Genomic DNA, 24,198 nt, shown 5'->3' on the forward strand with positions numbered 1-24,198 from the left:
TCGTTTGAATACCTCGATTCAGAAGTAAACCCAGCAATGGCTAACATTGTGAGCCCTACTGAGGTTGTGGTTATTAGCTCTTTTCATATTGAATTAGATGGTGGTGGCGGCGATTTTCACATCGCTTTGCCGTATTCAATGCTTGAACCCATTAGAGAGCTATTAGATGCGGGTGTACAATCGGATACAGAAGACACCGATTTGCGCTGGAGCAAAGCTTTACGCGATGAAATTATGGACGTTGAGGTGGATATGTCGACTCAACTTCTTGAGGTGGATTTGTCTCTTAAACAAATAATGGAACTTAAAGTGGGCGATATTATACCGGTAGAAATGCCAGAGCATATTACGGTATTTGTTGAGGAGTTACCTACATTTAGAGCTAAAATGGGTCGTTCTCGCGATAACGTTGCGCTACAAATTAGTGAAAAAATTAAACGCCCTGATTCAGTTAAATCTGAGCTGCATGTATTTACCAAAGGCGGCAAGAAAATTGATTCAGATGCAGAATTAGCAGAACTAGAAGATGATTTACACCTTTCTGACGGTGTAGACTTAGACTGGTAATTGATTAAAAGGTTAAAAGTATGAGCGATGATCAAGATACAATGGACGAATGGGCAGCAGCCCTAGCTGAAGCCGAAGGCGGTGATGAGAGCGCCGAAGCGCATGTAGCAGAGCTTGATGAACTAAGTGATGCTAAACATGAACTTAGCGGTGACGAAAAGCGTAAACTCGATACAATTTTAGATATTCCTGTGACCATTTCTATGGAAGTAGGGCGCTCTAAAATAAATATTCGTAACTTACTGCAGCTAAACCAAGGCTCTGTTGTTGAACTAGACCGTGTAGCCGGTGAGCCACTGGATGTATTAGTAAATGGTACGCTCATTGCCCATGGCGAAGTGGTTGTAGTGAATGATAAATTTGGTATTCGTTTAACGGATGTTATTAGCCAGGTAGAGCGGATCAAAAAATTACGATGAGCTCCCTTGCTGCTTTAACAAACTCAGTATTTACAAAGGCAGAAACGTTAACACCTACGGCCGACATTTTGTCTATGGTGTTGTCGTTGGTTGCGGTGCTAGTACTGATTGTAGTGCTGGCATTTTTTGTTAAAAAACTTAACCCAAATTTAGCTAATAGCGAAGAATTTAAAGTGGTACGAAGCTTACCGCTTGGCTCACGAGAGCGCTTAATGGTGGTTGAAATAGATAATGCACAGCATTTATTAGGGGTCACCCCGCACAGTATTAACTACTTACATAAATTAGACACGCCGTTAAGTGAAAAAGAACTGCCAGAACTTGCTAAGCGATTTAGCAAACTACTAAACCCGCAAACGAATCAAAATAAAAAGAATTAACCCTATGATAAAGTGGCTGCTGATTATTTTAGCTGTGTTATTTGTACCTGTTGCAAGCAGTGCAGAGGGCATAGACGCTCTAACCATTACAACCAATGCCGACGGGACGCAAGATTACTCTGTAACCTTGCAAGTACTGGCAATTATGACGGCGCTGAGCTTTATTCCTGCCGCCATAATTATGATGACTTCGTTTACCCGTATTATTGTTGTACTGGCTATTTTGCGCCAAGCCATTGGTTTACAATCAACACCTTCAAACCAAGTTTTATTAGGGATGTCGCTTTTTTTAAGTATTTTTATTATGGCGCCTATTTATCAGCAAGTTAACGAGCGTGCGATAGAACCTTATTTAAATGAACAAGTTACTTCGGTACAAGCATTAGAGCTTGCAAAGGAGCCCATGAAGGCCTTTATGCTCTCGCAGGTACGATTAAAAGACTTAGAAACGTTTGCCAAAATAGCAGGTTATGAGCAGCTTGATTCGCCAGAGGCCACACCGCTTATTGTGTTAATACCTGCATTTGTGACCAGTGAACTACAAACCGCGTTTATTATTGGTTTTATGTTTTTTATACCGTTTTTAATTGTGGATTTAGTGGTTGCCTCGGTATTAATGGCCATGGGTATGATGATGCTCTCGCCCATGATAGTGTCCTTGCCTTTTAAAATAATGTTATTTGTACTGGTCGATGGCTGGAGCCTAGTAATGGGCACGTTAGCTAAAAGCTTTGGACTAGGTACATAAACCATGTTTTACATTCGCACTTTTAAACATTAGGAGTACAACATGGAACCAGAAATTTTTGTTGATATTCTTAGCGATGCACTGTTTTTAGTTATTAAGCTGGTATCAGCTATTGTGGTACCTGGTTTACTTGTTGGTTTAGTGGTGGCGGTGTTCCAAGCGGCAACCTCAATTAATGAACAAACCCTAAGTTTTTTACCGCGCTTATTAATTACCATTGGAGCACTTATTGTAGGTGGGCATTGGCTTACTCAAGAGCTAATGGACTTTTTTACCCGCCTAGTGTTACTCATTCCTGAAATTGCAGGCTAATTGTGGAATTTCCTTTTTCTTTTGTTATTCAATGGTTAAGTGATTTTTTACTGCCTTTAGTTCGCATAAGCTCTATGATCATGATTATGGCGGGCTTAGGCGCACAAAACGTACCTACCCGCATTAAAATGGGATTGGCGGTAGTGGTAACGTTTTTAGTGGTGCCAGCGCTGCCTCCTGCAACATTTACTAATTTATTTTCTTTTGAAATGGTGCTGGTGGTTATTCAGCAAATGTTGATAGGTGTTGCGATAGGGTTTGCCTCTACGCTAATGCTAAATACCTTTGTGCTTGCTGGGCAAATACTGGCAATGCAAACCGGTTTGGGCTTTGCCTCTGTTATAGACCCTTCAAATGGTGCGAGTGTGCCTGCAGTTGGCCAGTTTTACTTAATTTTAGCGACCTTGTTATTTTTTGTTTTTAATGGCCATTTAATGATGATTCAAATGGTGGTGCATAGTTTTTCGGTGTTGCCTATAAACGGCCAGTGGTGGGCTGTTGATCATTACTGGGACATAGTAACGTGGGGCAGCTGGATGTTTACCACTGCACTGGTATTGGCTTTAGCCCCCCTTACGGCCATGCTCATTATTAATATTTCATTTGGTATTATGACCCGCGCAGCACCGCAATTAAACATTTTCTCAATAGGTTTTCCGTTTACATTAGTTGCCGGTTTAATTATTATTTGGGCTACCTTAGGTAATTTTGTAACCCAATTTGAATTTCAGTGGTTAAAAATGATTGAGCTAATGTGTAGCCTTGTTGGCTGTACGGTGTAGGAGGGGCAATGGCTGAAGATTCAGGACAAGAAAAAACAGAAGAACCCACCTCCAAAAAGCTCGAAGATGCTAAAAAGAAAGGTCAAATAGCACGCTCAAAAGAGCTAGGGACTATGTTTGTACTTATTTTTTCTGCAATTTCGTTGCTGTTATATGGGCCCGAAATAGGCAAAGGCTTATACAATATTATGGGTAGGATGCTGTCTTTAAATCGCAGTGAAACCTACGACACCACTAAAATGTTTGCGGTGTGGAGTGAGGTGGCCAGTGCGCTGCTGTTTCCAGTGGCGATGTTTGTTTTAATTATTGTTATTGCAGCATTTATAGGAAATACCTTACTCGGCGGCTTTAATTTTAGTTGGGAAGCTGCAGCACCTAAGCCCAGTAAAATGTCGCCAATAAAGGGTTTTAAACGCATGTTTGGCCCACAAGCAGCGATAGAGCTTGTAAAGTCTATATTAAAGTTTGCGCTGGTGGCTATTTTTGCGGTGTTTTTGATTCAAACTTTTTTTGATGAAATTTTGCATTTAAGTATTGAAAGCGCACCTAGTAATATAATTCATGCCCTTGAAATGCTCTCGTGGATGTTTTTAGGGTTGTCGTGCACTTTGGTGATTATTGCCGCAATAGATGCGCCTTATCAAAGTTATAACCACAACAAACAACTTAAAATGACCATGCAGGAGATCAAAGACGAGTACAAAAACTCAGAGGGTGATCCGCAAATTAAAGCGCGCATTAGGCAAACACAAAGGCAAATGTCGCAGCGAAGGATGATGCAAGATGTCCCCGATGCCGACGTAATTGTAACCAATCCTACTCACTATTCTGTGGCGCTAAAATACGATACTGAGCGAGCAGGTGCACCGATTGTACTTGCCAAAGGGATAGATGAAATGGCTATGCAAATTCGTAAAATAGCCAAAGGTAACGAAGTACCGATTGTAGAATCTCCTATGCTTACGCGGGCGCTTTATCATACTGCCGAAATAGGCCAACAGATCCCAGATCAGCTATTTACCGCTGTAGCGCAAGTTTTAGCCTATGTATTTCAGCTTAAACGCTTTAAAAAAGGTCGCGGAAAGCGCCCCATCCCTCTTAAGTCTAAACTGCCTATTCCGGATGATTTTAAATACGATTAGGGTAAGCTGAGCTAACCACACTTTACAGGGGCGCCTTGCCTAAATATCAACACGGGGCTGAAAATTCAAACCATAAAGCCCATACGCTCTTGTCTCTCACTTGCTTTAAATTTTGCATCAATACTCAATGAATCTATTGCTGACTCTATACTTGGAATAGTTATTGCTATTTCAGGCTAGTGTCAATTTATTGAATTGTAGAGTTATGGATTTTAAAGCGGTATTACAACAACTTAACAAAGATAAAAAAGAGTATGCCAAAGGTGTTGGCACACCGCTATTAGTACTTGCAGCGCTGGGTATGGTTATTTTACCGCTGCCACCATTTCTTCTTGATATATTATTTTCATTTAATATTGCTCTTGCCTTGGTTGTTTTACTGGTGACTGTTTACACCATGAAACCTCTCGAATTTGGCATGTTTCCGGCGGTACTGTTAATCGCTACAATTATGCGTTTAGCCCTAAATGTTGCCAGCACACGCGTGGTGCTCCTTGAGGGTCACAACGGGGGCGATGCGGCTGGTAAGGTAATTGAAGCGTTTGGCTCAGTGGTTATTGGCGGAAACTACGCGGTAGGTTTAGTGGTGTTTTTAATTTTGATCATTATAAACTTTGTAGTAATAACCAAAGGTGCAGGGCGTATTTCTGAAGTATCGGCTCGTTTCACGCTAGACGCTATGCCGGGTAAACAAATGGCGATAGATGCCGACTTAAACGCTGGCTTTATTAGTGCAGAGCAAGCACGTGAGCGCCGCAGTGAAGTAACCCGCGAAGCTGACTTTTACGGCTCTATGGATGGGGCGAGTAAGTTTGTAAAAGGCGATGCCATTGCCGGTATCGTGATATTAATTATTAATATTGTTGGCGGCTTATTTGTGGGCATGATCCAACACGACTTGAGCTTTAGCCGCGCAATGGAAGTATATACTTTACTTACCATTGGTGACGGCCTTGTGGCGCAGCTTCCTTCATTATTACTCTCTATTGGTACTGCTATTGTTGTTACTCGCCAAAACGAATCACATAACATGGGTGAGCAATTTAAAGCCCAATTAGGTAACGAAAAATCATTATTTATCGCCTCAGGTATTTTAATCATTATGGGGTTGGTTCCGGGTATGCCTCATATTGCTTTTTTAAGTTTAGGCGCACTACTTGGCTACTTAGCTTATTTTACTCAGCAGCAAAAATTAAAAGCCGCTGCTCTAGCAGCCCAAGAGGCTGAAAGTGGTGCCGTTGCCGGTACTGGCGTTGCAAACAAGCAAGAGCAAAAAGAGCTTGGATGGGACGATGTACAACAAATTGACGTTATTGGCTTAGAAGTTGGCTACAGGCTTATTCCGCTTGTTGACCAATCTCAAGGTGGTGAGCTGCTCAACCGAATTAAAGGGGTGCGTAAAAAGTTATCTCAGGAGCTTGGCTTTTTAGTACCGCCTGTACATATTCGCGATAACTTAGAGTTAGACCCTAATGCGTACCGTATTACCATGATGGGTGTTTCAAGTGGTGAAGGCGAGCTCAAACATGGCGATGAACTGGCCATCAACCCAGGGCAAGTATTTGGCCCTATTAAAGGGGTTGAAACCAAAGACCCTGCATTTGGCTTAGATGCGGTGTGGATAAAGCCTGATCAAAAAGACGAAGCACAGTCACTAGGTTACACCGTGGTTGACTCAGCCACTGTGGTCGCCACCCACATTAGCCAGTTATTAACTAACAGTGCCGCATTATTGCTAGGGCATGAGGAGGTTCAAAACCTGCTTGATATGTTAGCAAAAAGCCATCCACGTTTAGTAGAAGGGTTAGTGCCAGAAGTACTACCACTGACAACCGTTGTAAAAGTACTGCAAAATTTATTAAACGAAGGTGTGGCTATTCGTGATATGCGCTCTATTGTTCAAACCCTTGTAGAGTACGGCCCACGTAGCCAAGATGCCGATGTTTTAACAGCTGCAGTGCGTATTTCGCTGCGCCGTTTAATAGTTCAAGACGCTGTGGGAATGTCATCAGAAATCCCTGTCATAACCTTGGCGCCTGAGTTGGAACAGATGTTGCATCAGTCATTACAAAATGCAGGCGACGAAGGTGCCGGAATAGAACCAAGCCTTGCTGAGCGACTTCAAACATCATTAAACGAAGCGCATCAGAATCAAGAAATGGCCGGAGAACCTTCAATATTGCTAACGTCAGGAATGTTACGCACTGTGTTATCTCGTTTTGTTAAGTACACCATACCGGGTTTAAGGGTGATGTCTTATCAAGAGGTACCAGATGAAAGACAGATTAAGATTGTCAGCTCAGTAGGCCAACAATAAAGATTTTAACAGGGGTTGAACCATGAAGATTAAACGTTTTTTTGCCAAAGATATGCGCACCGCACTGAAAGAAGTTAAAGATGAGCTAGGTGTTGATGCCGTTATTATGTCGAACAAAAAACTCGCTAATGGTGTAGAAATTGTTGCCGCAGTAGATTACGACAAAGCAGCCCCTAAAGCCGCAGCACAACCACAGGCAGCGCCTGCTCCGCAAAGAGCCGTGCAACAGCCTACTCATAACTTTGTAAAGCCAGAGCCTAAGCGTGCGCAACCTGAGCCACAAGCAAAAGTAGCTGATAGCTTACAAGCTTTATTAGAGCGTCAGTCGCCACGCCCTCGCTCTCCTGAGCTAGCCTCTATGTTTTCGCAATCAGGTATTGATACGTCTGAGCATTACCAAGAGCCAGCACAGCCACGTACGACAAATATGTTTGCTCGCGAAAATGAAGCGCCAAAACGCATGCAAACCCAAGCAGACAGCCTAGGCTTTGATGACTTAGATCAAGACTTTGACGATTTAGATGCGCCGGTTGCACCGCGTAGTCAAGCTAATAACAACGAAAGCGCCCAAATGAGCGCGATGCGTGATGAAATGAACGCAATTCGCCAGTTATTAGAACACCAAGTATCGGGTTTAATGCAGCAAGATATGGCACGTCGCGACCCTACACGTGCATGCATGATTGACCGTTTAGTTGGCATGGGAATAGATAAAGACGTTGCAGAGCAAATGGCGTGTTTTATCCCAGATGACGTATCGCGTCAGCAAGGTTGGAAAGCATTATTGCAAATGGTTGAAGATCAAATGCAAACCACCAATAACGAAATTCTTCGCCAAGGGGGTGTGTATGCCCTTGTTGGGCCTACTGGTGTAGGTAAAACAACCACAGTTGCTAAACTTGCCGCATTAGGCGCACAAAAGTATGGCGCCGACAAAGTTGCCCTAATCACCACTGATACATACAGAATTGGTGCGTATGAGCAGCTTGCAACGTATGGTCGTATTATTGGTTGTGGTGTTAAACAAGTAAAAGATGCCAATGAATTAGCCGAAGTTTTATATCATTTACGCAATAAGCGTCTAGTATTAATTGATACAGCGGGTATGAGCCAACGTGATTTACGCCTTACAGAGCAATTAAATACGTTAATGCGCAACCAGCGAGTAGATATACGTAGTTATTTAGTATTAAGTGCCACAGCACAAATAAATGTACTGCAAGAAACCGTAAGACATTTTAAAAAGGTTCAGCTAAGCGGTTGTATTTTCACTAAGTTAGATGAATCATTAAGTTTAGGTGAGATTATTAGTATAGCGATTCAAAATCGTCTTCCAATAGGGTATCTTACTAATGGTCAGCGTGTACCAGAAGATATTCGCGTTGCAAATGCTGAAAAACTAGTAAAAAAAGCTGAGCAATTGTATTTAAAAAGAGCAAAAGCACAACATTCAAGGCACCAAGCAGTGGCGCCAAGCACAGTAGGGATGTATGATTAACACAGTATTAGATCAAGCAAGCGGCCTGCGCAAAATGAGTCAAAACAACAACAACGGCGTAAAAGTTATCGCTGTCACTGGCGGTAAAGGAGGGGTGGGTAAAACCAACGTCTCTTTAAATACTGCTATTGCTTTAGGGCAGCAGGGTAATCGTGTATTAGTATTAGATGCCGATTTAGGCCTAGCTAATTGTGATGTAATGCTAGGACTACGTGTTGAAAAAAACTTATCTCATGTCCTTTCAGGCGAGTGCGAACTTGACGAGATTTTAGTTGAAGGCCCAGGCGGTATTAAAATCGTGCCTGCTACATCAGGTTCGCAAAGTATGGTGGAGCTAACCCCATCTGAGCATGCTGGGTTAATTCGTGCCTTTAGTGAGCTTAATACCGAATTTGATATTTTAATTGTAGATACCGCCGCTGGTATTTCTGACATGGTGCTGAGTTTTTCTCGTGCAGCGCAAGATGTCATGGTGGTGGTGTGTGATGAGCCGACCTCTATTACTGATGCCTACGCGCTTATTAAAGTACTTAGCCGCGAGCATGGCGTTTATAAATTTAAAATTGTTGCAAACATGGTGCGCAGTATGCGCGAGGGCCAAGAGCTTTTTGCAAAGCTCTCTAAAGTAACAGACCGCTTTTTAGATGTGTCTATGGAGCTTGTTGCGACTATTCCATATGATGAAAATATGCGTAAATCTACGCGTAAACAAAAAGTAATTGTCGATCTTTTCCCTAATTCACCAGCAGCAGTCGCGTTTAAAACATTAGCGACAAAAGCAGTAAAATGGCCTATACCTAATCAACCTTCAGGACATTTAGAGTTTTTCATTGAGAAGCTAGTAAACGGCTGATTATGACAACATCGGTGAAAAGAGCTATGGGATATCAATCAACACAAAATTTAAATGTGATTGTTGAAAAGCACGCGTCGCTTGTCAAAAAAGTGGCGTGCCATTTAATAGCTCGCCTTCCTCCTAGCGTTCAGCTTGATGACTTAATTCAATCGGGAATGATTGGCCTTATCGAGGCCTCAAAAAACTTTGACGCCAGTAAAGGGGCAAGCTTTGAAACGTTTGCTGGTATTCGTATCCGCGGCGCTATGCTTGATGAAATGCGCAGAGGGGATTGGGCACCACGTTCGGTGCACCGTAAAAGCCGATTAGTAGCCGAAACTATCACAGAATTAGAAAATAGCTTAAATAGAGAACCAAAAGATACTGAAGTAGCTGAAAAACTTGATATTTCGCTAGAAGAATACCATCATATTTTAAATGATGTTAATTCCAGTAAAGTGCTTGGTATAGAAGACCTAGGGGTAGATGAAGATGTTATTAGCCCTGCAGGTCAAGATTTAGCGCTAGACAAACCATTTAATAATGTTAAAAATGAACGGTTTAATAATTCATTGTTAGAGGCAATAAAGTCTTTACCAGAGCGAGATGCAATGGTGCTTTCTTTGTATTACAACGATGAAATGAATTTAAAAGAAATTGGGCATATACTCGATGTAAGTGAATCGCGTGTAAGTCAGATACATGGTCAGGCGATGATTAAGCTCAAAGCAAAAATCAATGACTGGATAAACTAGTAGTAAGTAAATTATAGGTTAAGACCTCACCGGAGGATGTTTTGGATAAAAACATGAAAATTCTTGTTGTTGATGATTTCTCTACAATGAGACGTATTATAAAAAATCTGTTGCGTGACCTAGGGTTCACGAATGTTCAAGAAGCTGACGATGGTTCTACAGCATTACCTATGTTGCAAAATCAGGTTTTTGACTTTGTTGTAACCGATTGGAACATGCCAGGCATGCAGGGTATTGACTTGCTAAGAGCCATTAGAGCTGACGAAAAATTAAAACATATTCCGGTTTTAATGGTGACGGCAGAAGCTAAAAAAGAACAAATAATAGCGGCAGCGCAAGCAGGTGTTAATGGCTATATTGTTAAGCCATTTACTGCTGGTACTTTGAAAACTAAATTAGAAAAAGTGTTTGAACGCTTAGGTTAATGAGAGGAGAGGCTTATGTCAGCACCAGCTGCGCCTCAAATTACTTTAGAACAAGCTCGTCAGCTCGTCGTTTTTTTAGAAAATGGTGAGCAAGATAAAGCAGATCAATTAATTTTAGATACTGCCTCTCAAGAGCAATCGCAGCTTTTTGCTGAAGTAGGTAAGTTAACACGCCAATTACACGAAGCCCTTAAAAGCTTTGAACTTGATACGCGTTTAACCGATTTAACCACTGATGCAATACCGGATGCGAAAAAGCGCTTAAACTATGTCATGGAAATGACAGAAAATGCAGCTAATAAGACAATGGATGCGGTCGAAGCAAGCCTTCCTATTGCGCAGCAGCTAGCAGATGAAATTGCACATATTAAGCCTACTTGGGATAGGCTTATGAACCGCGAAATAGAGCTGGGCGAGTTTAAAACCTTATGCCACAGCATCGACAAGTTTATGAACAGCTCTCATCATAAAACTGATGAGTTGCAAACTTTAATGACCAATGTACTAATGGCGCAGGATTTTCAAGATTTAACAGGCCAGGTTATCCGCCGTGTAATTGAATTAGTCAGAGAAGTAGAAGAAAGTTTAATCCACCTTTTAACAGCATTTGCTGCACAAGATGACAGCATTGTTGAAAGTAAAGAACAACAAGAAACAGAAGAACTGGTTGCCGCACAAACATTAGCAGGTCCTGAAGGCCCTATTATTGATAAAGAGTCGCGAAATGATGTTGTATCTGACCAAGACGAGGTCGATGACCTATTATCAAGTTTGGGCTTCTAAGAGGAGAGTAACTGCATGAGCTTTGAAGTCGATGAAGATATTTTACAAGACTTTCTTGTAGAGGCTGGAGAAATCCTAGAGCTTTTATCTGAACAGTTAGTTGAGCTAGAAAATAACCCAGAAGATACTGAGTTACTAAATGCTATTTTTAGGGGCTTTCATACCGTAAAAGGGGGGGCAGGCTTTTTAGCTATGACTGAGCTTGTTGATGCCTGTCATGGTGCTGAAAACGTATTTGATCTTTTACGCCAAGGGGTTAGAACTGTTAATTCAGAATTAATGGATGTGATTTTACAAGCACTAGATACCATTAATGAAATGTTTGCCACTATTCAAAACCGCGAACAGCCAGACCCAGCAGACCCTCAATTATTAGAAACCCTTCACAAACTTGGTCAACCGCCTACGGATGACGAGCTTACTGAAACAGCCCCCGACGTTGTTGAACAAGAACCCGCAGCTCCCGTTAGCGCAACAGATGATGAAGACCCATTTGCATTTGATGAACTATTTGATGCGGCAGGTTCAAGCCCTTCAGCAGATAGCACGCAAATTGATGAAATTACAGAAGATGAATTTGAAAGCTTACTCGATGAGTTACACGGCAAAGGCCAAAGCCCGGTGTCGCAACCAAGTGCAAGTGCAGAGCCAGATTCAAGTTCAGATATTACCGATGATGAATTTGACAGTTTATTAGATGAATTACACGGTGTAGGTAGTTTTGGTCCTGTTGCAGGAGATACCTCAAGCAGTGAGCCAGAAGTAAAACACACAGCACCACCGGCGGCTGTTGCAAATGATAGCGGTGATGATGAAATCAGCGATGATGAATTTGAAGCACTGCTTGATGAACTGCACGGTAAAGGCGCCGCACCAGAATCAAAAGAAGCTGACACACCTGCACCGCAGCCACCTAAGGCTGCACCTGTAGCACAAACGCCAGCAAAACCTACGCCAGAAAAGCCTACGCCAGCACCTGCAGCAAAACAAGCTCCGGCGGCTAAAGCCGCTGCGCCTACACCTAAAGTGGCTGAAAAACCAGCGAGTAGCGCTGCACCTAAAAAAGCTACGCCTCCACCTGCTGAAACCACAGTACGTGTTGATACAAAGCGTTTAGATCAAATAATGAATATGGTTGGCGAGTTGGTATTAGTACGAAATAGGTTGGTCAGTTTAGCGACCAATACAGACAGTGAAGCGATGGGTAAGGCGATATCAAATCTTGATGTGGTCACTGCTGATATTCAAGGTGCAGTAATGCAAACGCGAATGCAGCCTATCAAAAAAGTGTTTGGCCGATTCCCTCGCGTAGTACGTGACTTAGCCCGTAGCTTAAATAAAGAAATTGATTTACAGCTTGTAGGTGAAGAAACCGATTTAGATAAAAACTTAGTTGAGGCACTGGCCGATCCGTTGGTGCATTTAGTACGAAACTCAGTTGACCACGGTATTGAAATGCCAGCAGCGCGTGAAGCTGCGGGTAAGCCTAGAACTGGTAACGTTACATTATCGGCTTCGCAAGAAGGCGACCATATTTTGTTAACCATTAAAGATGATGGTGCAGGTATGGATGCGGAAAAACTGAAAAAAATAGCGATCAGTAAAGGCGTTATTGACCATGATCAGGCAAGTCGCTTATCAGATACAGAAGCGTATAACTTAATATTTGCACCAGGCTTTTCGACCAAAGAAGAGATATCTGATATTTCTGGCCGTGGCGTAGGCATGGATGTAGTAAAAACTAAAATTACGCAGCTTAATGGCTCTGTGAGTATACAGTCAGAGTTGGGCGTAGGGACTATTTTAGAGATAAAAGTACCATTAACACTGGCTATTTTACCTACGCTGATGGTTATTGTTGGTGAGCAAACGTTTGCGTTACCACTTGCTGGTGTGAGTGAAATATTCCACTTAGATTTAACCAAAACCAATGTGGTAGATGGTCAGCTTACAATTATTGTTCGTAAAAAAGCGATACCGCTATTTTACTTAGAGCATTGGCTAGTTAAAGGTGCTGATTGTTCTCAGCGAAAAGCGCAAGGTCATGTGGTAATTGTACAAATAGGTACTCAGCAAGTTGGCTTTGTGGTTGATTCATTAATTGGCCAAGAAGAAGTTGTTATTAAGCCTCTTGATGCGTTATTACAAGGTACGCCAGGAATGGCTGGTGCAACAATTACATCTGACGGTGGTATTGCGCTGATTCTGGATGTACCTAATATGCTTAAGCATTACGCAGGATAAAATGTAGGCATACCTGTGTATGCCTACACATAAATTTAATAAGAGAGCGCAATGGCCGTAAAAGTTTTAGTTGTTGACGATTCCAGTTTTTTTCGCCGTCGAGTAAGCGAAATTCTTGAACAAGACAGCGGTATTGAAGTAATAGGTTTTGCTGTTAACGGTAGAGAAGCCGTAGAAAAAACAGCGCAGTTACGTCCAGATATGATCACCATGGATGTAGAAATGCCTGTGCTTGATGGTATTAGCGCAGTAAAAGAAATTATGGCGAGTAACCCAACGCCAATACTTATGTTTTCTTCATTAACTCGCGACGGTGCAACCGCAACTTTAGATGCACTTGATGCCGGAGCTATGGACTTTTTACCGAAAAAGTTTGAAGACATTGCACGAAATAACGAAGATGCAATTAAGTTATTGCAAGCTAAAGTGAAGGAAATTGGTCGCAGGCGTGCACCGCGCCCTGTTAGGCCATTAACATCAAGTAAGACTACTGCTCCATCTGCAAGCAAACTTGCCACAACAAGCTCATCGCTTAAACAACCTGATAGAAGCTTTCAACGTGCTGCCCCAGTGCAGACAACAACTACATCCAGTATGCCCACGCGTGCCAGCGGTAAACACTATCAAATAGTGGCTATTGGCACTTCAACTGGCGGGCCAGTTGCTTTACAAACTATATTAACCCAATTACCTGCTAACTTTGCACACCCTATTTTGTTAATTCAGCACATGCCGGCGGCATTTACGCCTGCGTTTGCGGCACGTTTAAATAGCCTTTGCAAAATACGCGTTAAAGAAGCGCAACAAGGTGACAGACTAGAAGCCGGCACAGCCTACTTAGCCCCAGGTGGACAGCAAATGATGGTAGAGGGGCGAAGTGGTAACAAAACGTTGCGTGTATTTGAAGATAATAGTGAACGTATAAGCTACAAACCAAGCGTTGATGTGACTTTTGCAAGTGTTGCCAAAAGCTACCAAGGAGATGTACTTGCTATTGTTTTAACCGGCATGGGCGCTGATGGACGTGATGGCGCGCGAATGCTTAAGCAATCTGGCGCAACAATTTGGGCGCAAGATGAAAAAAGCTGTGTTGTATACGGTATGCCTCAAGCTATTGCCAACGCTGGGCTTGCCTCTGAGCATTTAGCGTTAAACGACGTAGCAGCAAGAATAAAAAGAGAGACTGGTTGTGGATAAGCTCTCTGTTTTAGGGTTAATCATTGCGCTGAGCGCTATAGCGATTGGTTACTCTTTAGAGGGGGGCGTTGTCACGGCGTTATTTAATGGCCCTGCACTTATTATTGTACTTGGCGGCACCTTAGGGGCTGTTATGTTGCAAACGGCCATAAGCACCTTTAAAAAAACGCTAAGCATGAGCCATTGGGTGTTTTTTTCACCCCAGTACAATATTGAGCAAGCCATAGAGCAAATTAAAACGTGGTCGCATAAAGCTCGTCAGGAAGGGTACTTAGCGCTTGAAAAAGAGGCACTTAGTCACCCAGATCCTTATGCAGCAAAAGGGCTTAGTTTACTAGTAGATGGGTGTTCGGAGCAAAAGTTACGCGACACATTAGAAATAGATTTAATGCTTGAACGAGACCGCTTACTTGAAGCAAGTAAAGTGTACGAAGCCATGGGCGGATATAGCCCAACTATAGGTATTTTAGGGGCTGTACTTGGCCTTATTCAAGCAATGTCATTTATTACCGACCCTCAAAAGCTAGGTGCAGGGGTCGCCACCGCATTTATTGCAACAATATATGGGGTGGGTTTAGCTAACTTATTATTTTTACCTATGGCCAATAAGCTTAAGCAGCGAGTAGATCAAAAAATGCTTTACCATGAAATGATGGCCGAAGGGGTGATTGCTATAAGCCTTGGCGAAAGTCCTATAAACATAGAATTAAAGCTTGAAGCTTATCGCACAGAGCGCCCCAATGTCGTGGTAGAGTAACTTTTATGTTACGCCGGCGCTTACGTCAATCAGCTGAAAAAAATCAACATACAGAACGTTGGTTAGTCTCTTATGCTGATTATATGACCATTATGTTTGCCTTTTTTGTGGTTATGTATGCCATTGCCATAAATAAAGAAGAAAGTTTTCAAATCCTCTCAGACTCCCTAGAACAGGTTTTTGACAAATCAGCAAGGCAGCAATCGCAACAAGGTGAGGGCGTTACTGGTGAAGGGCTACTTACTGACCGTGTTACCCCAGAGCAAGAGTTATTGTACGGTGAGAGCATTCAAAAACAGGAGTCTGGCCCAGAGCTGCTAGATGGACATAGTGATACCAGCAATATAAAACAAAAACATTTAGGTAAACCACTCGATAGTCTGTTAACTAAATTACATTCAGCACTTATTGATGAAATTCGTGATGGAGAAGCAAGTTTAGAGCTCAACCAAGATTGGCTTATTATTGAGCTAAGTTCAGGAATGCTCTTCTCAAGTGGTAGCTCTGTGGCCCACGCGCGAGCAAAACAAGTCGTAAAAATTGTAAAAGATATTATTGCCCCAGTAGATAACTACATAAGGGTAAGAGGTTACACAGATAACGAAAGTATTCGCAATGAAATGTTTCGCTCTAACTGGGAGTTGTCAGTTGCACGGGCGACCTCTATTTTAGTTGAATTAGAAGCGTTAGGAATTAACCCAGCTAGAATGGCAATCGAGGGGTATGGGCAATACTCACCTTTTGCCGATAACGACACCGCAGCGGGTCGAGCAGAGAATCGTAAAGTTGTTATTGCGCTTTCTAAGTATGGCTTAGTACAACAAACCACCGAAAATGAAGCTGAGCCTGATGAGCAAGTGCAACAAGCTGCGCCTGAGCCAGAGGTGGAACTTCCCTCTGATGATAACTCTATTAAAATAATTCGTTTACCTCATGGTGGCATCAGAATCACCACGCGCAATGAACAGTAATTAGGACTTAATGTGAAGATTTGGACAGTAGCAAATCAAAAGGGCGGTGTAGGTAAAACCACAACGGCTGTCAGTCTTGCTGGTATTTTGGCCTTGCAAGGTAAACGCGTATTACTCATTGATACCGACCCTCACGCCTCACTAACGTACTATTTTGGTATTGATTCTGAAGATTTAGAAGTCAGTGTGTACGATATTTTTGCTCGCGGCACCTCAATGCAAAGTGAAGAAATACTTCAAGCATTGTGCCCCTCTACCATGGAAAACCTGGATATATTGCCCGCGACGATGGCTATAGCAACCCTCGATAGAAGCATGGGCAATAAAACGGGAATGGGCTTAATTTTAAAAAAAACACTTGCAAAAATTAGTGAACATTACGATTATGCGCTGCTTGATTGCCCGCCCGTTTTAGGTGTTTTAATGGTGAACGCATTAGCCGCCAGCGAACGTATTTTAGTGCCTGTGCAAACTGAGTTTTTGGCGCTCAAAGGGCTTGATAGAATGATGCGCACTATGGAATTAATGCAAAGCTCTCAAGCGAAACAGTACCAATATACTATAATCCCTACTATGTATGATAAGCGCACTAAAGCGTCGCTTGAAGCCTACAAAACGTTGCAAAATACATATAAAGATAAAGTATGGCCAGGGGTGATCCCCGTTGATACAAAGTTTAGAGATGCAAGCCTTGCACAAAAGGTGCCCATAGAGTTTTGCCCACGTTCACGTGGGGTTTACGCTTATAAAGCGTTATTAGATTATTTAATTGGACAAGGTTAATGAATGAGTAAGCAATTATTTGCTAATGAAAAAGTAATGACTCAATACTTAGGGGCGCTATTATGCGAAGACGAACCTGAGGAAAACCTTGAGCCTGTAGCAAAGCTACTTGAGCAAGTACCTAGTGCCTTACAAAACGACGAAGTACTTTTAAAGCCCAAAGCGCAATTAAAAGTAACCGAGCAGCTTTATTCTGAGCAAGTAAAAGAGAGTAATAGCGAGGCTGACGCCACTATTTCGCCACCTGCACCTATTGAGCCTGAGCCATTAGAGACACCTGAGGTGCAAACCCAGTTAAGTACAGAACCTGCTCCTTTATTACATAGCCAAGAAGATTACTTTGAAGGTGAATTTCAGGCTCTGTTTTTTGAAGTGGCTGGTTTAACATTGGCTGTTCCTTTGAAAGCGCTTGGAGGAATTCATCAATTAGGTGAAGTAAATCATTTATTTGGTAAGCCAAAGTGGTTTAAAGGCGTTATGCTTAATAGAGATGAAAAGCTAAACGTAGTTGATACTGCACGTTGGGTAATGCCTGAAAAGTACGATGAAAAGTTAGAGGCCTCTCTTAATTATCAGTATTTAATAACCCTAGGCGATAGCAACTGGGGTTTATTGGCTGAAAAGTTAATAAATAACATTACATTGAGTAAAGAAGATGTAAAATGGCGAAAAAACAGTGGCAAACGCCCTTGGCTTGCCGGTGTTATTAAAGAAAAAATGTGTGCTTTAATAGATGTAGATAATTTAAATGCACTATTAGAAAAAGGCTTAGATAGCCGTCAGTAGTAACGACCATTACGGGGTAACAGCATGAGCGAAGATAGACTATTATCAGCGAATAAAAACGCAGATAACAACGATGAAATTTTACAGTGGGTAACGTTTAAGCTTGAAGAAGAAACGTATGGCGTCAACGTAATGCAGGTGCAAGAAATTTTACGTTATACCGAAATTGCCCCAGTACCTGGAGCACCTTCATACGTTATTGGCATTATAAATTTACGTGGTAACGTAGTCACTGTTATTGATACTCGTGCACGCTTTGGTTTGCCTGCTGCAGATGCAACTGATAACTCTCGCATTTTAATTATTGAAGCAGAAGAGCAAGTAATTGGTATTTTAGCTGATAGTGTTTCTGAAGTTGTGTATTTACGCAGCTCTGAAATAGACAGCGCCCCAAATGTTGGTACCGAAGAAAGCGCTAAGTTTATCCAAGGTGTATGTAACCGCGATAACGAATTACTTATTTTAGTCGATTTAAATAAATTACTTAGCGATGACGAATGGGATGAGTTAAGCGATATTTAAGCTTTACCACTAAAATTATGTTGTTACTCAGTATCGCAATAGCAGCGCTAGGGATAGGTTTAATATCCCTGTCGCTAATTGTTGCATTAAAAAATAAACAGTCGGCGGAGCTTAATGCGGTATCACAGCAATTAAAAGATACCTCAGAGCAAACACATATATTACGCAGTGAAGTGTCTGAGCTCAGAACAGGGCTTTTAAGTATTGGTAAGCGCGTACTTGAAGTTGAGCAACAAAATCAAGAGTTGATGCAACAACAAGCTGCCCAAAAATATGATGACCCAGACGCAAAAATATATTCTCGTGCTGTTAAAATGGTTGAGCTTGGCGCAGATTTAGATGAGGTGATACGCGAGTGCGAGCTTCCTAGGGCTGAGGCTGAACTATTATTTTCGTTACATAAACAAAAAGACGCCTAGCGTCTTTTTTGCTTTTAACTACACAATACCAATGCGCAGTAATACTTAATAAATGGGGAGATATAATTTATCCACCTAGTTATGCCTTTACATTTAGCTTACCTTGAAAGTCTTGCCAGCCAGGTGGGAACTGCCCACGAAGCACGTACGAAAAAGCAATCAATTCAGCAATAACATAATAAAGCTCTTTAGGTATTTCCTCTCCCAATTCTAAGTGTGAGAGTGTTTTAGCAAGTGCTTCATCTTGGTGGATCATAATGCCTTTTTGTTTCGCTGCTGCGATTATTTCATCGGCCAACTCGCCAAACCCTTTTACACTTACCGCGGGGGTGCTTCCTGCTTCATACAACAGGCCAATCGCGGATTTATTATTTGCTGCTAAATTAGAGGTGTCAGTCATGTTAAACCTTAATATTTATAATGGCATGCGATTGATAAAACGCTTGATGACTAGCATCTCCGCGTTTTAAGTTTAGCTCGCCTACTTGCAAGCCATGCTGAGCTAATTTAGCCCTGAGGCTATCTAAGTGAGGGTGTGCAATTGCACTTACTTCTTGGCTAGAGGCAAGCAGCTGGCAATCGAGCGCTTTGTCCATAAGCTCAGCCACTATTTGTAATTGCCCTTGCTGTGCATAATCAAAATTTAATCTAACAAACCACACGTTTTTTTCGGTTTTATCTACACTGGCTTTTTTATATTGCCCTAAGGTTATCTCTGTTTGTCCCGCTTCAGGCGGAAGTTTCATCGGAAATAAAAACTGTGCTAGCGGGTTTGTGTCGCTTTGTTGGTTTGGCGTAGTTACTTGTACTTGGCTAAGGGTATTTTTAACTTGTAGCAGCTCTGGGGCAAGCTCTTGTATTTGTGTTTGTTGAAGTTGCTCTAATAGTTTATCCGCGCCATTACCTACTTTAAAAGTAGGTAAAAGCACATTAAGTAGGGCATCCACGCCTGTGTGGTTATTAAACGTTAGCGAAGTACTTGATTGGCTTATTATTGGCGCCGCTAAAATAGTAACCGCAAGTTGCTCAAGCCCTTTTGTAAAGCTACTTTGTAGTGTGTCGTTTGGCGTAGTAAGCGGTTGTAAGGTACTTAAAAGCTCTCGTTGTATGGTGGCTGGGTGCACATTAGTACTGGAGACCATTCTATTAAAAGCTTGATTCACTAAACGCGTAAGATCAGGTGTATTTTGTGTAGCTTTACTTGCTATGTCAGTAATTTGGCTACTCAACAATGTTTTAGGGTTGGAAGCACTATTTGGGCGCTCACTCTCTGTTGGCAAATTTAAAAGCGAGGTTAAAAGTTTAGCTTCTGTTGGTTGTAACTGCTGACTTACAGCTGTGTTAAAAAGTGAGTGAGACAAACTGGGTTGATTGGGAGTATTTACCTGTGAAGTTGTGGCATGTAGTGTTTTTAAACTCAGCGGCGCAGAAGAGTTGCCTTGCGTACGTACATTTGTTGGTTGGGCGCTCACTGCTTGAGGCTGAGCTTTATTGTTTGCTGATTGCCATAACGTCACACTCGCCTTTAATTGCTGGGTTATTTGCACTAAAGGAGGAAGCTGCGCAAAGTGTTTAGCTAAAGGGCTGTTAGGGGTAAAAGAATGATTAGCAACTTCTGCGGTTATATTTAGCTTGCTTAAAGTAGGGTTTGTTAGCGTGTTTATTGGTGTCGGCGTTTTATTTACATCAAGCTTAGCTTGTTGAGCCTGCAAAGGTGACGTTTTACTCGCAAAGGGTTTGTTTTCAAAGTATTTAACGGCATCGTTAATTCGCGTTTTTAAATCGCTAAAGCTACTTTGTAGCCATGACTTTATAGGGCTTTGTGCACTTAACTGCGGGCTTGTTTTATCAGCGGGGGTACTGGCTGCATTTTGCTGCTGTGATAAAACCAAGTCGGTAAAGGGTTTACTAAATGAGTTATTAAGTGCGACCTGCATTTTAGGTAAGTTAGTTTTAATGAGCAGCTTATCTGCTTGATTGGTAATATTTACTGCCACGGGCTTGCTAGGCAATTCACTAAGCTGTTTCTTGGTTATCGGGGTTGTGAACGAGCCGCTATGCTGAGGGTGCGAAATAATAGCTAATTTAGGCGTTGCTTGTAGTTGCGCGCTGGGCAGTAAGTTAGTTAATAGCTGCGAAATTTTATGTTGGCTGAGAGTTTGAGTATGAACGGTGTCAGCAAAGCGGTTAATAACATTTATTTGTGCGCCTTTATTGGTTGTATTAATAAGTACCTGTAATGGCTGCTCGGTATTTAACAGCTGTGCGGTTTCTTTGTTAATTGCGATACTGGCATTAAGGCTAGGTATCATAAGCTGCGGTGACGGCGAAAGCTGTACATTGACTGGCAAGGGTTTACTTTGTATTTCACTACCGGTACTAACATAATTTAAAAAACGCTGCAGTTGTGATGCGTTGTTAAGTGTAATATTGGTATTGTTAGGAGTAATATTTAGCTGCTTTCCATCAGCGCTGAGCTGTATGTTAGCACTTGCTATTTTGTCTGTATTTTGAGGGGCATGCGTTATGCCTAAGCGTAGTGTTTGCCAGTGTTTATCAATTAAAACATCGAGTGTAATTGAGCCTTTTGAAAACTGAATATTTTTAGCCGCAAGTACCTGCTCGGGTAATTGTACTAATTCGTGCGAAGTGCTCGGGGCGCTTTGGTTATTAACCAATGAATTAGATAATGTGATTTGCGTTGGATTATTCATTATTTTAAATCAAGTTTTCGCTAATTTTCGTGAATCGATTTTAAAGCAATATTCGTATTACCCTATCATTATGGTAGACTAACGCCTAATTTTTGGCATAGAGAAACGTCATCTTGTTACACATTAAGTCCGTCACCTGCATCAAGCAAGAACGTTGTTTGTTTGCGGATCTTAATTTTAGCCTAAATAGCGGTCAAATCATGCAATTAGCGGGTCCTAACGGGGCTGGCAAAACATCATTATTGCGTATTGTCGCAGGCTTTAGTGTGCCTGATGAAGGCGCTATTTTTTATAACCAGCAAGCTATTACCAAGCATTATGAAGAGTACGCCACAGACCTGCTATTTATAGGCCATAAAACCGGTGTCAATGTGCAGCTCAGCGCACTGGAAAACGTACGCCATTGGTTACACATTAACGGCTATACAAATGAGCCCGACTTATATCCAATTTTAGCTAAGCTTGGCTTAGTGGGCCTTGAAGATGTGCCGGTAAGAATGCTCTCTGCAGGGCAGCAGCGTCGTGTCGCTTTAGTGCGATTATGGTTAAGCGATGCAAAACTATGGGTGCTTGATGAACCCTTTACTGCACTTGATAAAAATGGCGTTGCATTTTTACAACAACGTTTTTCTGAGCATTTAAAAAGTGGTGGCGCTATTTTACTAACAACCCATCAAGATTTAACAACACAGTTTGAAAATCTACAAACGGTGACCTTGGAGTATCGTTACTGATGACTCGTCAACATTCATATTGGCTGCTGTTTAGTGCGGTATTTAGTAAAGATGTAAAGCTTGCGTTTCGCCAGCGCGCTGAAATTATTAATCCTATCTTGTTTTTTCTCATTGTTATTTCTTTATTTCCGTTAGCAATTGGCCCAGAGCCCGGTCTATTAAACAGAATGGCGCCAGGTATTATTTGGGTAGCAGCTTTGCTCTCTACCATGCTTGGACTCGATAAATTATTCAGAGACGACTATAACGATGGCTCGTTAGAGCAGTTAATTGCTTCATCGTACCCGCTATCACTCACCGTGTTGGCTAAAGTCGCGGCGCATTGGGTTGTTACCGGTTTACCATTAGTATTAATGACACCGTTATTTGCTTTATTGCTTAATTTAGAGAGCTCTGCGCTGTTAGCGACCGTATTAACATTATTATTAGGCACGCCATTATTAAGCTTTATTGGTGCAATTGGGGCTGGCCTTACAGTGGGATTACAAAAAGGCGGCATTTTAATGAGCCTATTAGTGTTGCCTTTGTATATTCCTGTTTTAATTTTTGCAACGTCAGCCATTGATACCAGTACTATGTCGCTGGATTATAGCGGGCAGCTTGCCATTCTTGGGGCCATGTTAGTAGTTGCTATTATGTGCGCACCCATCGCCATATCGTCAGCATTAAAAGTGAGTGTAAGTTAATATGTGGAAGTGGTTACATCCCTACGCAAAAGCAGAGCGCGCATATCAATTATGTAATACGTTACTGCCTTATTTTGCCGTTGTTACGGTTATAAGTATGCTTGTTGGTTGGATTTGGGGCTTAGGTTTTGCACCGGCTGATTATCAACAAAAAGACAGCTACCGTATTATTTTCATTCATGTTCCATCGGCTATTTTGTCTATGGGCGCATACTCTTCTATGGCTATAGCAGCTATTGTCGCTTTAGTGTGGCAATTACGTAACGCTGAGCTTGCTGTAATTGCTATTGCCCCGGTGGGAGCATGTGTTACAGCTATTGCCTTAATTACCGGCGCTGCATGGGGTAAACCTATGTGGGGTGCTTGGTGGGTATGGGATGCACGTTTAACCTCTGAACTTATTTTATTGTTTTTATACTTAGGCGTGCTGTCGCTTTATCATGCCTTTGAAGATAAAAAATCAGCAGGGCGCGCAGCGTCTATTTTAGCCATTGTAGGGGTAATTAATTTACCTGTTATTCACTACTCCGTAGAGTGGTGGAACACCCTGCACCAAGGCGCAACAATCACAAAGCTTGATACAAAAGCCATTGACCCAAGTATGTTTTGGCCGCTTATGGTAAATATTTTAGCGTTTGCAGCGTTTGTGGGCACTGTAACGTTAATTCGCCTTAAAAATGAAATATTACAACGTGAAAAGCATCGACCTTGGGTTCGAGCCTTGTTAAGTAAGGGGTAAATTATGCAGTTTGACTCTTTTTCTGATTTTATTGCAATGGGAGGCTACGGGTTTTACGTGTGGCTTTCATTTGGTACATGCGCCTTAATTTTGTTGGGCATTTTATTTAGCTCTTTACGTGATACAAAACGTATTATGGCCTCAGTAGAGCAGCAAGTTGCGCGTGAAGCGCGAATTAAAAAAGCGAAGCAGGAACAAATCTCATGAACCCAAGACGTAAAAAACGCCTATTGGTAATTATTGCAGTACTGTTTGGTATTGGTGCCTCTGTAGGCCTAGTGCTTTATGCACTACAAGAAAACATAAACTTATTTTATACACCAAGCGAGCTAATAGACGGCAAAGGCCCAGATAAAGAAAAACCGCAAATAGGGCAAAAGTTGCGTATTGGCGGTATGGTTGTGCCGGGTTCTGTCGTTCGAAATGAACAAAGTTTAGAAGTCAGCTTTAAACTGATTGATACTGGGCCATTGGTAACAATTAAATACCAAGGCATTTTGCCTGACTTATTTCGCGAAGGCCAAGGTATTGTAGCGCAAGGTGTGCTTGTAGAACCAAACGTGATTGAAGCTTTTGAAGTACTGGCTAAGCATGATGAAGAATACATGCCAGCAGAAGTAGCAGAAGCCGTAAAAGGAATTAAACACGAAAAACCAAAATACAACCTAGATAGCGGTAGCTAA

General features: G+C 41.9%; 28 protein-coding genes. 26 read left to right on the forward strand and 2 right to left on the reverse strand.

All coding sequences use genetic code 11. The features are described 5' to 3' along the window. The 21 genes from B2R65_RS15090 to B2R65_RS15190 all read left to right on the forward strand — a co-directional run. Positions 1-567: FliM/FliN family flagellar motor switch protein (locus tag B2R65_RS15090; protein WP_286744068.1), on the forward strand; the 567-nt coding region annotated here is incomplete at its 5' end. Between the two features lie 20 nt (positions 568-587). Beyond that, positions 588-986 (forward strand): flagellar motor switch protein FliN, encoded by a 399-nt coding sequence (fliN, locus tag B2R65_RS15095; protein WP_004588298.1) that lies wholly within the window; start codon positions 588-590, stop codon positions 984-986. Continuing rightward, on the forward strand, positions 983-1,366 hold the full coding sequence (gene fliO / locus B2R65_RS15100; RefSeq protein ID WP_004588299.1) for a flagellar biosynthetic protein FliO: 384 nt from the start codon (positions 983-985) through the stop codon (positions 1,364-1,366). The genes fliN and fliO overlap by 4 nt, the downstream gene beginning before the upstream one ends. A gap of 4 nt (positions 1,367-1,370) precedes the next feature. Then, positions 1,371-2,114, forward strand: a complete 744-nt coding sequence (fliP, locus tag B2R65_RS15105) for a flagellar type III secretion system pore protein FliP (RefSeq protein WP_029773806.1) — start codon at positions 1,371-1,373, stop codon at positions 2,112-2,114. Positions 2,115-2,156: 42 nt separating this feature from the next. Beyond that, on the forward strand, positions 2,157-2,426 hold the full coding sequence (gene fliQ / locus B2R65_RS15110; protein ID WP_004588301.1) for a flagellar biosynthesis protein FliQ: 270 nt from the start codon (positions 2,157-2,159) through the stop codon (positions 2,424-2,426). 2 nt (positions 2,427-2,428) lie between these two features. Then, positions 2,429-3,208 carry a flagellar biosynthetic protein FliR gene (gene fliR, locus B2R65_RS15115; RefSeq protein WP_029773807.1) on the forward strand — a complete coding sequence of 260 codons (780 nt, stop codon included), beginning with the start codon at positions 2,429-2,431 and terminating at the stop codon, positions 3,206-3,208. Between the two features lie 8 nt (positions 3,209-3,216). Then, positions 3,217-4,350 carry a flagellar biosynthesis protein FlhB gene (gene flhB, locus B2R65_RS15120; RefSeq protein WP_029773808.1) on the forward strand — a complete coding sequence of 378 codons (1,134 nt, stop codon included), beginning with the start codon at positions 3,217-3,219 and terminating at the stop codon, positions 4,348-4,350. Between the two features lie 205 nt (positions 4,351-4,555). After that, the gene (gene flhA, locus B2R65_RS15125) at positions 4,556-6,667 is read left to right on the forward strand and encodes a flagellar biosynthesis protein FlhA (RefSeq protein ID WP_024032312.1); all 2,112 of its coding nucleotides are present in this window, start codon (positions 4,556-4,558) and stop codon (positions 6,665-6,667) included. A 22-nt stretch (positions 6,668-6,689) separates the two neighbouring features. Next, positions 6,690-8,165, forward strand: a complete 1,476-nt coding sequence (flhF, locus tag B2R65_RS15130) for a flagellar biosynthesis GTPase FlhF (RefSeq protein ID WP_055015933.1) — start codon at positions 6,690-6,692, stop codon at positions 8,163-8,165. Then, a complete protein-coding gene (locus B2R65_RS15135) occupies positions 8,158-9,018 on the forward strand; it encodes a MinD/ParA family ATP-binding protein (RefSeq protein WP_054983003.1) in 861 nt (286 codons plus the stop codon). Before flhF ends, B2R65_RS15135 begins: the two co-directional genes overlap by 8 nt. 26 nt (positions 9,019-9,044) lie before the next feature. Further along, positions 9,045-9,755 carry an RNA polymerase sigma factor FliA gene (locus B2R65_RS15140; RefSeq protein WP_024032309.1) on the forward strand — a complete coding sequence of 237 codons (711 nt, stop codon included), beginning with the start codon at positions 9,045-9,047 and terminating at the stop codon, positions 9,753-9,755. A gap of 41 nt (positions 9,756-9,796) precedes the next feature. Then, positions 9,797-10,180 (forward strand): chemotaxis response regulator CheY, encoded by a 384-nt coding sequence (gene cheY / locus B2R65_RS15145; protein WP_004588308.1) that lies wholly within the window; start codon positions 9,797-9,799, stop codon positions 10,178-10,180. Between the two features lie 15 nt (positions 10,181-10,195). Beyond that, positions 10,196-10,963, forward strand: coding sequence for a protein phosphatase CheZ (locus B2R65_RS15150; protein ID WP_055015934.1), 768 nt, complete (start codon positions 10,196-10,198; stop codon positions 10,961-10,963). 15 nt (positions 10,964-10,978) lie between these two features. Next, on the forward strand, positions 10,979-13,207 hold the full coding sequence (locus B2R65_RS15155) for a chemotaxis protein CheA (RefSeq protein WP_055015935.1): 2,229 nt from the start codon (positions 10,979-10,981) through the stop codon (positions 13,205-13,207). A 51-nt stretch (positions 13,208-13,258) separates the two neighbouring features. Beyond that, the gene (locus B2R65_RS15160; RefSeq protein ID WP_055015936.1) at positions 13,259-14,404 is read left to right on the forward strand and encodes a protein-glutamate methylesterase/protein-glutamine glutaminase; all 1,146 of its coding nucleotides are present in this window, start codon (positions 13,259-13,261) and stop codon (positions 14,402-14,404) included. Continuing rightward, positions 14,397-15,161: a flagellar motor protein gene (locus tag B2R65_RS15165; RefSeq protein ID WP_055015937.1), complete on the forward strand. Its 765-nt coding sequence runs from the start codon at positions 14,397-14,399 to the stop codon at positions 15,159-15,161. The genes B2R65_RS15160 and B2R65_RS15165 overlap by 8 nt, the downstream gene beginning before the upstream one ends. Positions 15,162-15,166: 5 nt before the next feature. Next, a complete protein-coding gene (locus tag B2R65_RS15170) occupies positions 15,167-16,132 on the forward strand; it encodes a flagellar motor protein MotB (protein ID WP_055015938.1) in 966 nt (321 codons plus the stop codon). A 12-nt stretch (positions 16,133-16,144) separates the two neighbouring features. Then, positions 16,145-16,915 carry a ParA family protein gene (locus B2R65_RS15175; RefSeq protein ID WP_004588314.1) on the forward strand — a complete coding sequence of 257 codons (771 nt, stop codon included), beginning with the start codon at positions 16,145-16,147 and terminating at the stop codon, positions 16,913-16,915. 3 nt (positions 16,916-16,918) lie between these two features. Continuing rightward, the gene (locus B2R65_RS15180) at positions 16,919-17,701 is read left to right on the forward strand and encodes a chemotaxis protein CheW (protein WP_055015939.1); all 783 of its coding nucleotides are present in this window, start codon (positions 16,919-16,921) and stop codon (positions 17,699-17,701) included. A 24-nt stretch (positions 17,702-17,725) separates the two neighbouring features. Then, on the forward strand, positions 17,726-18,223 hold the full coding sequence (locus tag B2R65_RS15185) for a chemotaxis protein CheW (protein WP_004588316.1): 498 nt from the start codon (positions 17,726-17,728) through the stop codon (positions 18,221-18,223). A 17-nt stretch (positions 18,224-18,240) separates the two neighbouring features. Beyond that, on the forward strand, positions 18,241-18,642 hold the full coding sequence (locus B2R65_RS15190; protein ID WP_055015940.1) for a DUF2802 domain-containing protein: 402 nt from the start codon (positions 18,241-18,243) through the stop codon (positions 18,640-18,642). 79 nt (positions 18,643-18,721) lie between these two features. Here B2R65_RS15190 and B2R65_RS15195 read toward each other — a convergent pair whose 3' ends face one another. Then, positions 18,722-19,042, reverse strand: a complete 321-nt coding sequence (locus B2R65_RS15195) for an EscU/YscU/HrcU family type III secretion system export apparatus switch protein (RefSeq protein WP_004588318.1) — start codon at positions 19,040-19,042, stop codon at positions 18,722-18,724. Between the two features lies 1 nt (position 19,043). After that, on the reverse strand, positions 19,044-21,356 hold the full coding sequence (gene fliK / locus B2R65_RS15200; RefSeq protein WP_286744092.1) for a flagellar hook-length control protein FliK: 2,313 nt from the start codon (positions 21,354-21,356) through the stop codon (positions 19,044-19,046). Positions 21,357-21,469: 113 nt separating this feature from the next. Here fliK and ccmA point away from each other — a divergent pair, with 113 nt between their 5' ends. Genes ccmA through ccmE form a run of 5 tightly spaced genes read left to right on the forward strand, consistent with a single transcriptional unit; the run spans position 21,470 to position 24,198 of the window. Next, positions 21,470-22,090: a cytochrome c biogenesis heme-transporting ATPase CcmA gene (gene ccmA / locus B2R65_RS15205; protein ID WP_086004334.1), complete on the forward strand. Its 621-nt coding sequence runs from the start codon at positions 21,470-21,472 to the stop codon at positions 22,088-22,090. Further along, on the forward strand, positions 22,090-22,776 hold the full coding sequence (gene ccmB / locus B2R65_RS15210; protein ID WP_004588321.1) for a heme exporter protein CcmB: 687 nt from the start codon (positions 22,090-22,092) through the stop codon (positions 22,774-22,776). The genes ccmA and ccmB overlap by 1 nt, the downstream gene beginning before the upstream one ends. 1 nt (position 22,777) lies before the next feature. Beyond that, complete coding sequence (locus B2R65_RS15215; RefSeq protein ID WP_004588322.1) at positions 22,778-23,515, forward strand: heme ABC transporter permease; 738 nt, start codon at positions 22,778-22,780, stop codon at positions 23,513-23,515. A 3-nt stretch (positions 23,516-23,518) separates the two neighbouring features. After that, on the forward strand, positions 23,519-23,722 hold the full coding sequence (ccmD, locus tag B2R65_RS15220; RefSeq protein WP_004588323.1) for a heme exporter protein CcmD: 204 nt from the start codon (positions 23,519-23,521) through the stop codon (positions 23,720-23,722). Then, complete coding sequence (gene ccmE, locus B2R65_RS15225) at positions 23,719-24,198, forward strand: cytochrome c maturation protein CcmE (protein ID WP_286744100.1); 480 nt, start codon at positions 23,719-23,721, stop codon at positions 24,196-24,198. The genes ccmD and ccmE overlap by 4 nt, the downstream gene beginning before the upstream one ends.

It is taken from the genome of Pseudoalteromonas sp. UBA2102 (assembly GCF_002331165.1).
In the GTDB taxonomy this organism is placed as follows: Bacteria; Pseudomonadota; Gammaproteobacteria; order Enterobacterales; family Alteromonadaceae; genus Pseudoalteromonas; species Pseudoalteromonas atlantica.

What these genes read in the sequence shown, in the direction of transcription:
- fliN (WP_004588298.1), top strand. Translation starts at nt 588, where the DNA reads ATGAGCGATGATCAAGATACAATGGACGAATGGGCAGCAGCCCTAGCT.
- fliO (WP_004588299.1), top strand. Translation starts at nt 983, where the DNA reads ATGAGCTCCCTTGCTGCTTTAACAAACTCAGTATTTACAAAGGCAGAA.
- fliP (WP_029773806.1), top strand. Translation starts at nt 1,371, where the DNA reads ATGATAAAGTGGCTGCTGATTATTTTAGCTGTGTTATTTGTACCTGTT.
- fliQ (WP_004588301.1), top strand. Translation starts at nt 2,157, where the DNA reads ATGGAACCAGAAATTTTTGTTGATATTCTTAGCGATGCACTGTTTTTA.
- flhB (WP_029773808.1), top strand. Translation starts at nt 3,217, where the DNA reads ATGGCTGAAGATTCAGGACAAGAAAAAACAGAAGAACCCACCTCCAAA.
- flhA (WP_024032312.1), top strand. Translation starts at nt 4,556, where the DNA reads ATGGATTTTAAAGCGGTATTACAACAACTTAACAAAGATAAAAAAGAG.
- flhF (WP_055015933.1), top strand. Translation starts at nt 6,690, where the DNA reads ATGAAGATTAAACGTTTTTTTGCCAAAGATATGCGCACCGCACTGAAA.
- B2R65_RS15135 (WP_054983003.1), top strand. Translation starts at nt 8,158, where the DNA reads ATGATTAACACAGTATTAGATCAAGCAAGCGGCCTGCGCAAAATGAGT.
- B2R65_RS15140 (WP_024032309.1), top strand. Translation starts at nt 9,045, where the DNA reads ATGGGATATCAATCAACACAAAATTTAAATGTGATTGTTGAAAAGCAC.
- B2R65_RS15150 (WP_055015934.1), top strand. Translation starts at nt 10,196, where the DNA reads ATGTCAGCACCAGCTGCGCCTCAAATTACTTTAGAACAAGCTCGTCAG.
- B2R65_RS15155 (WP_055015935.1), top strand. Translation starts at nt 10,979, where the DNA reads ATGAGCTTTGAAGTCGATGAAGATATTTTACAAGACTTTCTTGTAGAG.
- B2R65_RS15160 (WP_055015936.1), top strand. Translation starts at nt 13,259, where the DNA reads ATGGCCGTAAAAGTTTTAGTTGTTGACGATTCCAGTTTTTTTCGCCGT.
- B2R65_RS15170 (WP_055015938.1), top strand. Translation starts at nt 15,167, where the DNA reads ATGTTACGCCGGCGCTTACGTCAATCAGCTGAAAAAAATCAACATACA.
- B2R65_RS15180 (WP_055015939.1), top strand. Translation starts at nt 16,919, where the DNA reads ATGAGTAAGCAATTATTTGCTAATGAAAAAGTAATGACTCAATACTTA.
- B2R65_RS15185 (WP_004588316.1), top strand. Translation starts at nt 17,726, where the DNA reads ATGAGCGAAGATAGACTATTATCAGCGAATAAAAACGCAGATAACAAC.
- B2R65_RS15190 (WP_055015940.1), top strand. Translation starts at nt 18,241, where the DNA reads ATGTTGTTACTCAGTATCGCAATAGCAGCGCTAGGGATAGGTTTAATA.
- B2R65_RS15195 (WP_004588318.1), bottom strand. Translation starts at nt 19,042, where the DNA reads ATGACTGACACCTCTAATTTAGCAGCAAATAATAAATCCGCGATTGGC.
- fliK (WP_286744092.1), bottom strand. Translation starts at nt 21,356, where the DNA reads ATGAATAATCCAACGCAAATCACATTATCTAATTCATTGGTTAATAAC.
- ccmB (WP_004588321.1), top strand. Translation starts at nt 22,090, where the DNA reads ATGACTCGTCAACATTCATATTGGCTGCTGTTTAGTGCGGTATTTAGT.
- B2R65_RS15215 (WP_004588322.1), top strand. Translation starts at nt 22,778, where the DNA reads ATGTGGAAGTGGTTACATCCCTACGCAAAAGCAGAGCGCGCATATCAA.
- ccmD (WP_004588323.1), top strand. Translation starts at nt 23,519, where the DNA reads ATGCAGTTTGACTCTTTTTCTGATTTTATTGCAATGGGAGGCTACGGG.
- ccmE (WP_286744100.1), top strand. Translation starts at nt 23,719, where the DNA reads ATGAACCCAAGACGTAAAAAACGCCTATTGGTAATTATTGCAGTACTG.